General features: G+C 39.8%; 12 protein-coding genes. 3 read left to right on the top strand and 9 right to left on the bottom strand.

Annotated features, from left to right (window positions below; genetic code table 11):
- Positions 1-33 precede the first annotated feature (33 nt).
- The 5 genes from folE to AN486_RS18575 form a co-directional block, all read right to left on the bottom strand.
- Positions 34-741, bottom strand: a complete 708-nt coding sequence (folE, locus tag AN486_RS18595; protein ID WP_027403462.1) for a GTP cyclohydrolase I FolE — start codon at positions 739-741, stop codon at positions 34-36.
- An 87-nt stretch (positions 742-828) separates the two neighbouring features.
- Positions 829-1554, bottom strand: a complete 726-nt coding sequence (locus AN486_RS18590) for an SDR family oxidoreductase (protein ID WP_053537546.1) — start codon at positions 1552-1554, stop codon at positions 829-831.
- A 111-nt stretch (positions 1555-1665) separates the two neighbouring features.
- The gene (locus AN486_RS18585; protein WP_039202861.1) at positions 1666-2646 is read right to left on the bottom strand and encodes an acetyl-CoA carboxylase carboxyltransferase subunit alpha; all 981 of its coding nucleotides are present in this window, start codon (positions 2644-2646) and stop codon (positions 1666-1668) included.
- Between the two features lie 102 nt (positions 2647-2748).
- A complete protein-coding gene (locus tag AN486_RS18580; protein WP_039202860.1) occupies positions 2749-3768 on the bottom strand; it encodes a long-chain acyl-[acyl-carrier-protein] reductase in 1020 nt (339 codons plus the stop codon).
- A 238-nt stretch (positions 3769-4006) separates the two neighbouring features.
- A complete protein-coding gene (locus tag AN486_RS18575) occupies positions 4007-4705 on the bottom strand; it encodes an aldehyde oxygenase (deformylating) (RefSeq protein ID WP_053537545.1) in 699 nt (232 codons plus the stop codon).
- A 155-nt stretch (positions 4706-4860) separates the two neighbouring features.
- Between AN486_RS18575 and AN486_RS18570 the strand changes: the two genes are divergently transcribed.
- On the top strand, positions 4861-5034 hold the full coding sequence (locus AN486_RS18570; RefSeq protein WP_199924352.1) for a hypothetical protein: 174 nt from the start codon (positions 4861-4863) through the stop codon (positions 5032-5034).
- 66 nt (positions 5035-5100) lie between these two features.
- Here AN486_RS18570 and AN486_RS18565 read toward each other — a convergent pair whose 3' ends face one another.
- Positions 5101-5286, bottom strand: coding sequence for a hypothetical protein (locus AN486_RS18565; protein WP_199924351.1), 186 nt, complete (start codon positions 5284-5286; stop codon positions 5101-5103).
- 175 nt (positions 5287-5461) lie between these two features.
- On the opposite strand from AN486_RS18565, the gene AN486_RS18560 reads away from it, so the two are divergent.
- Together AN486_RS18560 and AN486_RS18555 are read left to right on the top strand one after the other, a co-directional pair.
- Positions 5462-5878, top strand: coding sequence for a XisH family protein (locus tag AN486_RS18560; protein ID WP_053537544.1), 417 nt, complete (start codon positions 5462-5464; stop codon positions 5876-5878).
- Positions 5866-6201, top strand: a complete 336-nt coding sequence (locus AN486_RS18555) for a XisI protein (protein ID WP_053537543.1) — start codon at positions 5866-5868, stop codon at positions 6199-6201. The genes AN486_RS18560 and AN486_RS18555 overlap by 13 nt, the downstream gene beginning before the upstream one ends.
- A gap of 70 nt (positions 6202-6271) precedes the next feature.
- Here the strand turns inward: AN486_RS18555 and AN486_RS18550 are convergent, their stop codons facing one another.
- From AN486_RS18550 to AN486_RS18540, 3 genes are all read right to left on the bottom strand, one after another.
- On the bottom strand, positions 6272-6388 hold the full coding sequence (locus AN486_RS18550) for a pentapeptide repeat-containing protein (RefSeq protein ID WP_234413261.1): 117 nt from the start codon (positions 6386-6388) through the stop codon (positions 6272-6274).
- Positions 6389-6870: 482 nt separating this feature from the next.
- On the bottom strand, positions 6871-8025 hold the full coding sequence (locus AN486_RS18545) for an iron-containing alcohol dehydrogenase (RefSeq protein ID WP_027403455.1): 1155 nt from the start codon (positions 8023-8025) through the stop codon (positions 6871-6873).
- 199 nt (positions 8026-8224) lie between these two features.
- The gene (locus AN486_RS18540; RefSeq protein WP_233455388.1) at positions 8225-9319 is read right to left on the bottom strand and encodes an AI-2E family transporter; all 1095 of its coding nucleotides are present in this window, start codon (positions 9317-9319) and stop codon (positions 8225-8227) included.
- Positions 9320-9353: the final 34 nt, after the last annotated feature.

Raw genomic sequence — 9353 nt, 5'->3', positions numbered from 1 at the left:
CCCCTACTCCCTACCCCCTACCCCTACCCCGCATTAAAACAATGACGCTTGATGACGAATCAAGTTGAAAAATTCTTCACGGGTTTTGTGTTGTTCTTGGAAAATACCTACCATCGAACTGGTAACTGTCCAAGAACCAGGTTTTTGAACCCCCCGCATCACCATACACATATGAGTAGCTTCCATGACTACAGCCACACCTTTGGGTTCGAGGACTGCTTGTAGTGCCTCAGCAATTTGTCGAGTTAGTCTTTCTTGAACTTGCAATCGGCGAGAATACATTTCCACAATTCTTGCCAGTTTGCTTAATCCTACAACTTTTTGATTGGGAATATAAGCAACGTGCGCTCTACCCATGAATGGCAGCATATGATGTTCACACAGGCTAAAGAAGTTAATGTCTCTTACCAAAACCATTTCATCATGTCCTTCATCAAATATCGCACCATTGATGAGGTCTTCTAGAGATTGATTGTAGCCGCTGGTGAGAAATTTCATCGCCTTAGCTACGCGCTTAGGTGTTTTTAGCAGCCCTTCCCGTTCAGGGTCTTCTCCTAATCCCACTAACATTGTCCGCACAGCTTGCATCATCTCATCCATTGTTTCTTCCGAGGGTGGATGTATTTCTGGTTCTTTGCCATTATGGGTATTGCGGTCTGGTCGGACATTGATAGCTTCTGCTAAATCAGGAATCAGAGGCGATTGCGAGGTATTAGAACCGTTTGAACCAGCGATAGTCATGATTAAATTTTAGTAATTTTTCAGTTGTCAGTTGTCAGTCGTCAGTGGTAATTAATCATTTAAAGAGATAAATGAGGAAATTACCAATTAGAGAACACCAGCATTGGACATAATCGTCAATTCTTCAATTACTGCTTCTTGTGGTAATAAGACAGTGTGTAAAATTGTTGTTGCCACAATTTCTGGAGTTAACATTTGGGAACGGTCAAAGCTAGCCTGGACGGTTGGAGTATCCCAAATTGCCGTATTGACAGAACCAGGACAAATGGCAATGACGCGAATACCATTAGCCCGTTCTTCTTGTGCGAGGGTTTGGGAGAGGAAAAGAAGTCCTGCTTTGCTGACGCAGTAAGCACCCCAACCTGGAAAGGTTTGTTTGGCTGCTATAGAAGCAATGTTAATAATTGTGCCTTGCCCTTGTTGGCGCATTCCTGGCAAAATTCCCATCATGCACTGAAAGACACTGGTGAGGTTCAAGTCAATGACTTGTTGCCAGTCTTCCAAGGGTGTTTCACTCAGGTTGCCTGTATATCCAATTCCAGCGTTATTAATGAGAATATTTATGTTGCCAAATTTGTCAGCTATTCCTTGAATTTTGGATTTAACTTGGGTAACTTCAGCTAAGTCTAGACAAAAGGCTTGGGCTTCTACTCCTAACTCCTGTGCGGCTCTAGCTACAGACTCTAGTTTATCCTGAGAACGGCTGACTAATGCTACATCTATTCCAGCCTTTGCAAATGCTAAAGCTGTTGCTCTGCCAATTCCGCTACTAGCACCAGTAATTAAGGCGCGTCTTTTTTGCTCAGAATTCATAAAATCAAGTAAATACAAATGCCTATGGCTCTTGAAGATTGTTAAAAATCTTTAAGCAGCCATAGGCAATTATAGCATTGCTATTATTCTATACCATTTTCTTGAGTATTTTTAGTGGGCAAGTTCTGTGAAAACGCCGATATTACGGAATTTATCATAACGGAGTTGGCGGCGCTCGGCTGGGGTGAGACGGTTGAGTTCGTCTAAGTTTTCCACTAAGGCTTGTTTTAAGTTGGTAGCCGCTGTTAAGGGGTCTGAGTGTGCGCCACCCAAGGGTTCAGGGAGGATTTGGTCAATAATACCCAAGTTTTTGAGGTCGTGGGAGATGATTTTCAGGGCTACGGCCGCTAGGTGAGATTTACTGGCATCTTTCCACAAAATTGCGGCACAGGCTTCGGGGGTAGCTACGGTGTAAACTGAGTGTTCAAACATCAGTAGACGATCGCCTACACCAATACCCAAAGCCCCACCAGATCCACCTTCACCGATAACTGTACAAATGATGGGTACGTCAAAACTGAACATTTCTCGCAGGTTATAGGCGATCGCCTCTCCTTGTCCTTGATGTTCGGCTTCGATGCCCGCCCAAGCCCCAGGAGTATCAATAAAGGTCAAAATTGGCATACTAAATTTATTGGCGTGTTCCATGAGGCGCAGAGCCTTACGGTAGCCACCAGGAGCAGCCATACCAAAGTTGCGGGCAACGTTGTCTTTAGTATCTCGACCTTTTTGATGTCCTAACATCATCACTGGTTGTCCAGCTATACGACCAACGCCACCAACTAAAGCTGGATCATCGCCGCCACAGCGATCGCCATGTAACTCCATCCATTCATCGCTGATAGACTGGATATAATCTAAAGTGCTAGGGCGGCGGGGATGACGAGCTACCTGTAATCGTTGAGATGGTGTCAGACTGCTAAAAATCTCCTCCCGCAATTGCGTCGCCCGCGTTTCTAGTTGGCGAATTTGTCCAGAAACATCAACACCATTTTCTTCAGCCAATTGGCGAATTTGGTCAATCCGAGTAGCCAGTTCTGCTAAAGGCTTTTCAAAATCTAACAGTAGCGGTTTGCGCTCAGTGGTTGCCATAATTATGTTCGTTGTCAGTTGTCAGTTGTCAGTTGTTAGTTGTCAGTTGTCAGTTGTCAGTTGTCTTTTCTTTGCCACTGACCACTGACCAATGACCAATGACTAAACTAGTAATGGTCTAAAACCGTGTTTAATGGACACACGACCAATTTGCTCCATTTTGTCTACGGTAATCTGATTACGCCCCCAAGAAAAGTTTGTATATAACTTCTCAAATTCCAGCAGCATTGATTCGGCAAAACAAGCAAATAATTGCCGCCCTGGCACATCCATATTGACAATTTTCATGATTTTCCAGTCAATATCTAGAGAATGCTCCACAATGCCACCATTTAATACATATACCCCCGGATGCTGAACTTTTGTGCCTAAGTTTTTAGGATAGCCCCCATCAATCAATAGACAGGGTTGTTTTAATGTTGTTGGGTCAATTTCTACGCCTTTGGGCATACTCGCCACCCAGACGACAATATCCGCTTGGGGTAATGCTTCCTGTAATCCCATAATTTTACCCCGTCCTAGTTCTGCTTGCAGTTCTTGGAGACGTTCTTGATTTCTCGCAATTAATAATAATTCTTGAACATCTGTTTTTTTATCTAGCCAGCGGGTGACTGCGCTGCCAATATCCCCCGTTGCACCGCACACAGCTACAGTTGCTTTGGACAATTCAATCCCTAGTTGTTTGGAAGCTTCTTCTACTTGCCGACAAATAATGTAAGCTGTATGAGTGTTGCCTGTGGTGAAGCGTTCAAAATCTAGGTTAATATTGCGGACTTGTTTGAACTGCTCTAAATTAAAGTTCTCAAAAATAATTGAGGAAAATCCACCCAAGGCTGTAATATCAATGCCATGCTTTTGAGCATGAGCCATAGCATTAAGAATTTTGCGTGTTGCGGCTTTAATGCGGCGATTAGCCAGCATTTCCGGTAAAAAGCATGATTCTACATACTTTCCTTCTATTTTCTGCCCGGTGATACTGGTGACAGTGATATGATCAACTATTTGCGGCGGGGCGCTACACCAAAAGTCTAGCCCTTGATCGGCATATTCTGGATATCCCAATTCTTGAGCTACTGATTGAGCGTGTTCTAAACTAGTCAGATGTCCAATTAAACCAAACATGGAGTGATATATTAGGCGTGTGCTGTCGTGCAAAACTGTGGAATTAGTGAGCAATACCAACTTTGGATTTGAGTCTTGAATTTGAGAGAAATCGCAAACTATAGTATCTAACTATTAAAAATACTACATAAGGGGTCAATGTTCACAGTTGACGGTTGACTACTTCCCCTACCTCCCCTACTTCCCCTACCTCCCCTACTTCCCTTGGGGTAACATAGTTGTCACCCCAAGGGCATTCTTAAGCGGCTACAAGTCCGTAGGCAGAAAGACGCATGATATCACGGGTAGTGAAGCCAATGTTACTTAGGGCATCACCATATTGAATCATAAAATCTTCTACTAAAGCGTCTTTTTCCATAGCTAAAACTTTGGCATCATCTGCTACTTGATTGAGCATTCTCCATACTAGAGGCAGGTTTTGGCGGTTAGCTTGCTCTAATTCGGCTTTGGATTCTGTAAAGTTTTTTTGCAACCACACTTCACCAAAGTTGAGATGGCTGTATTCTTCTTTTACTACCCCTTCTGTGATTTTACGAGCAAAATCATCAGCCACGGGAATATAGATATTGTAGGCAGCGATCGCAAAACATTCGATAATTAATGATTGAATCAAAAGACAAGTCACGACTTTACCTTCTTTGGCTGCGGTTTGGAAATTTTCATGTAGTCCCAAGAAAAACTTTTTCGCAAATTCTAAATCTGGAGTCACTTTTAAGTTCCGTCCACAGGCTTCAAATCCTTTTTTGTGGCGACTTTCCATTTTCGAGAGGGCAATTAGTTCCTTTTCCTGTGCCGGCAGTAGTTGAGCTAATGTAATGTAATTTTCGTGGGCTTCTTGTTCCCCTTCAATTACAATGGCATTGATGCGGCTATAAGCATCTTTATATATTTCACTTTGAAAATCAATTGTTTTAATTTGGTCTACAAGTTGCTGCATTGTCTGTATTACTCCGTTAACCCTGCTCATTTGATACAAAAACTCAACTTACCCGATAAATTTGGGGTAATTATCACTGTGATTTAATTTAACTTAACAAGAAACTATAGTTATTAGATTAATTTTTACTGATAATTGTACTACCAGAAAAACAAATGTATGAAGTCATAGCTAATGTCCAAGCTAAACTGGAATCTCAAAAATGCCAATTTTGGAACCTGTTAGCCGTAGGAACAGGTACATTTAGAGTTTTGCTGCCGCTAATTGTGGTTTTCCTGACTTCCTTTGGGTTTGAAGCTACCACAAACAACAAAGACTTCCCAGCATAATGGGACTTTAGCCAATTACCACTGGGGGTGGTAGGGAAGTTTTTACTGGACTTTGAATATTCTACCTTAGTAGCGATCGCACTTAGAGACTTCCAAGAAATAAATTATCCTAAGAAACGAACCACAGAGGCACAGAGTACACAGAGAGAGAATTTCTGCATCAGTTTTGGGACATTTTTTTATTTGGAAGTCTCTTACAGCTTTTCCAATTTTCACTTCAGCTTTAGCTTGATCTTGATTGACGAGTAACATGATTTGTTTAAGCTTTTTCTATTTACAGCTTAATCGTAATTATAAGCGTTCTATAATTAGCTTTGTCGTGACCAAAAGAGACATTTGCTAATAGTTTTTCGTTAATGATAGCAGCAGCGACAATTGCTACGATAGCCGTGATAGTGTTATTTTTAATTGAAACAATAAAATATCTATGTCAGCAAGAGATTTATTTCATCAAGCAGTTAGAACCGCATTAGAAAAAGAAGGATGGATAATTACAGATGATCCCTTAGAGGTAGAATTAGAGGAGATAACCTTTAGAATTGATTTGGGTGCAGAAAGATTAATAGCCGCAGAAAAAGGAGAACAAAAAATTGCTGTAGAAATCAAAAGTTTTGCTAGTAACTCAGCAGTAAGTGAATTTCATACAGCATTAGGACAATTTCTTAATTATCAAACTATGTTAGAAGAAATTGAGTCAGAAAGAGAATTATATTTAGCTGTTCCCAAAGATGCTTATATTTCTTTTTTTCAAACTCGATTTGCTAAAATTACTGTAAAAAAATATCAAGTTAGAATCATAGTATATAATCCAGATCAGGAGGTAATAATACAATGGCCAACATAGAACATTATCGTCAGTGTATTCAAACCATCCTCAAAGAACATGGTAAATTTAAGCCCAAATATGACGAAATAGATAATGAACTGATTTTTGATACTACTCATGATCATTATCAACTTATGCGTGTTGGTTGGGATGATTTAAGAAGAGTTTATCATAGCGTCATTCATTTCGATATTAAAGATAACAAAATCTGGATTCAACAAAACATGACAGAATCAGATTTAGCTCAAGAACTTGTAAATATGGGAATACAAAAAGAAGATATAGTTTTTGGTTTACAACCACCTTACAAACGTCCTTATACTGGTTATGGTGTAGCTTGATTTTTGAATGTTTCAGTTGTCAGAATCAGAATTTTGATCACGTATTTGACTATTTATTTTGGTTCTATCTTTAAGGATGAATTGTGCCATCAGGCATCATTGCTGCGGTAAGGTCTGCACCTGACAAATTGGCTTCTGACAGATTAGCTCCTGATAGGTTTGCTTGTAACAGGAAAGCTCCTGACAAATTTGCTTTTAGAGACTTCCAAATAAAAAAATGTCCCAAAACTGATGCAGAAATTCTCTCTCTGTGTACTCTGTGCCTCTGTGGTTCGTTTCTTAGGATAATTTATTTCTTGGAAGTCTCTTAACAAGTTTGCTCTAAACAAGCTTGCTTGTTGCAGGGTTGCTTTTGATTGTAATCATAGCCAAATAAATCTTGTACATTCACCGATTCCCCTTCTCTAAGTTTTCTGAAATTACAGGTAAATACTATATTCAGTATTACTACTCAATTATAACTCTATCATTTCATTACTCAGAGATTTTATGCAAATGAAATACGTTAAACGGGCGGTTAGAAACCGCGTCTACACAGGTAAAACCCACCTGCGTGGGTTTCAAATCCTTGATTTTTCCTTAGTCCGCGCAGGCGGACTTTGTTTGTGTAGCAGCGAATTCCATTCGCCAGGTCTTAAGTTAACACCATTTGACCTACGGATTTAACTTTTAAGCGCAAAGAGCTAAAATCTGTTCCACAACTTGGGGGTTAACGTCTTTATTTTCCCCCAAAGCGGTCATCCCATGTTTTTCTAAATTTTTGATAACTGCGGGAATAGTTTCTACTCCCACACCATAATCAGATAAATGAGTGCGAACACCAACTGATTCAAAGAAATCACGAGTTTTAGTAATTGCGGCATTTACCCGTTCTTCTTCCGAACCACCGACAACTTGCCAAACTCTATCTGCATATTGTAGAAGTTTTTGCCACTTGCGATCGCGTCTAATCGTCAAAGTTCCAGGTAACACAACCGCCAAAGTTTGAGCATGATCCATACCATGCAACGCTGTCAACTCATGGCCTATCATGTGAGTCGTCCAATCTTGAGGCACACCAGCCGCAATTAACCCATTTAATGCCATTGTCGCCGACCAAACCAAATTTGCCCGCGCATCATAATCTGTCGGATTTGCTAAAGTTTTGGGTCCTTCTGAAATCAAAGTTAGTAAAATTGATTCAGCCATGCGGTCTTGTAATGGTGCATTCACCGGATAGGTCAAATACTGCTCCATCACATGAGTAAAAGCATCAACAATACCATTGCTAATTTGCCGAGGAGGCAGGGAGAAAGTTGTTTCTGGGTCAAGAACGGAAAATTTCGGAAACACCAAGGGACTAGCGAAAAATAACTTTTCTTTAGTTTCCCACTTAGTCACAACTGAATTTGTATTCATTTCTGAACCAGTCGCAGGTAAAGTCAAAACCACCCCCATTGGTAAAGCCGCCGTTACTGGTGCGCCATGAGCTAAAATATCCCAAGGGTCGCCCACAAAAGAAACCGCAGCCGCTATAAACTTAGTCCCGTCCGCAACAGAACCACCACCCACAGCCAACAGAAAATCAATACCTTCTTTGCGGATTAATTCAACCGCCTGCATCAAAGTTTCAAAATGAGGATTGGGTTCAATACCGCCGAACTCAAATACATTTCTACCAGCCAATGCCGATTTTACTTGATCATAAACCCCATTAGCTTTAATACTACCACCACCGTAAGTAATCAGAATTTTCGCGTTCGCCGGGATTTCTGAACCAATATTAGCGATTTGACCCCTACCAAACAGGATTTTAACTGGGTTGTAAAAAACAAAATTTTCCATAACTTTAGTCACTCAAGAGAATTAGATTTCACCTTGAGTATTGTAATCACTTTCTTGATTTTTGTGCCTGTACCTACAGAATACTATTTTCCCCCAATCTAATTAAAAGTTGGGGAATTGTGTCCCAGACATTTTTATCAATTTAAACAAATAAACTGCCAACAAGACAAACAAAATCAGGAAATAAAGGTGTTGTCATTTACTCACTATCAACAGCAGTTTTATTAAATTTACCATTACGCCAAGTATCAGCGATATCTTTAATAAAACTAGCAAGAGGAATAGCAACCAATAACCCCAATACACCGCCTAACTTTGCGCCTATTAATAAAGAAATTACCACCCATACAGGATTTAAACCAGTTAAATTTCCTAAAATACGTGGGGCAATAATATTAGAATTAATTTGATCAATAGCCACACCTATAGCCGCAACCTCTAACCCTAAACCAAAGTCTTTTAAAGTTATTAATAAACTAACAATACCAATACCAATACCAGTACCAAAAGGAAATAGGGAAAACAAACCAATTCCTATGCCAAAAAGTAGTGATAAAGGCACTCGTAAAACGACAAAAGCCAATGTTATGGATACGGCTAAAATAGCCCCTAAAGTAGCTTGACCAATGAAATAATTATTAAAATCTTCTCGCAGTAATTCTCGCACCTTTTTCGCTGTTTCTGGGGGAAACCAAAGATAAATGCCATTCCATAAACTTTCCCCATTCAATACTAAATAAATAGTCAAAACTATGGTGATTAATAAATTCAATAAATTGCCAATAGTATCGAAAGCAAAACCTAAAATTTTCCCAGTAAAAGATTGCAATTGACTTGATATTTTTCCTAAAATTTCACCAGCTAATCCACTTAAATTTACTGGTAGTTGCTGAGTAGCTGCCCAATTTTGCAAAGCTTCTATTTGTTGAGTTGCCGATTCTATCCAATAGGGAAGAAGATTAGCTAACTCATTCAATTGTTCCAGAATAAGTGGTAGGAGAATTACACCTACAGCACCCAAAATAATAATAGATAACAGCAATACCACTACAACTGCTAAAATTCGAGGTACTCCCCGTTTTTGGAGAAGTTGAATGGGATAATCTAGCACAAAAGCCAGAAGAATAGCAACGGAAATAACACTAACCAAAGGCTGAAAATAGTTAATGAATTGAATTAATAACCATCCATTTAAAAGAATCACAGGAAAGGCTAATCCTATGTTTAACCATTTGGGTAAATTTGGTAGACTTTTTACTGGCTGCATGGCATTTATTAATAAGTAGGTTAGCATTGAAAATCGTCGTTATGGCAAGGCAAAAGGCAAA

Source organism: Anabaena sp. AL93 (assembly GCF_001672085.1).
Lineage (GTDB): Bacteria > Cyanobacteriota > Cyanobacteriia > Cyanobacteriales > Nostocaceae > Dolichospermum > Dolichospermum heterosporum.
This window is presented reverse-complemented; position numbering and strand designations above follow the sequence as displayed.

Coding starts and splice junctions, on each gene's coding strand:
- folE (WP_027403462.1), bottom strand. CDS start 741: ATGACTATCGCTGGTTCAAACGGTTCTAATACCTCGCAATCGCCTCTG.
- AN486_RS18590 (WP_053537546.1), bottom strand. CDS start 1,554: ATGAATTCTGAGCAAAAAAGACGCGCCTTAATTACTGGTGCTAGTAGC.
- AN486_RS18585 (WP_039202861.1), bottom strand. CDS start 2,646: ATGGCAACCACTGAGCGCAAACCGCTACTGTTAGATTTTGAAAAGCCT.
- AN486_RS18580 (WP_039202860.1), bottom strand. CDS start 3,768: ATGTTTGGTTTAATTGGACATCTGACTAGTTTAGAACACGCTCAATCA.
- AN486_RS18575 (WP_053537545.1), bottom strand. CDS start 4,705: ATGCAGCAACTTGTAGACCAAATTAAAACAATTGATTTTCAAAGTGAA.
- AN486_RS18570 (WP_199924352.1), top strand. CDS start 4,861: ATGTATGAAGTCATAGCTAATGTCCAAGCTAAACTGGAATCTCAAAAA.
- AN486_RS18565 (WP_199924351.1), bottom strand. CDS start 5,286: ATGTTACTCGTCAATCAAGATCAAGCTAAAGCTGAAGTGAAAATTGGA.
- AN486_RS18560 (WP_053537544.1), top strand. CDS start 5,462: ATGTCAGCAAGAGATTTATTTCATCAAGCAGTTAGAACCGCATTAGAA.
- AN486_RS18555 (WP_053537543.1), top strand. CDS start 5,866: ATGGCCAACATAGAACATTATCGTCAGTGTATTCAAACCATCCTCAAA.
- AN486_RS18545 (WP_027403455.1), bottom strand. CDS start 8,025: ATGGAAAATTTTGTTTTTTACAACCCAGTTAAAATCCTGTTTGGTAGG.
- AN486_RS18540 (WP_233455388.1), bottom strand. CDS start 9,319: ATGCTAACCTACTTATTAATAAATGCCATGCAGCCAGTAAAAAGTCTA.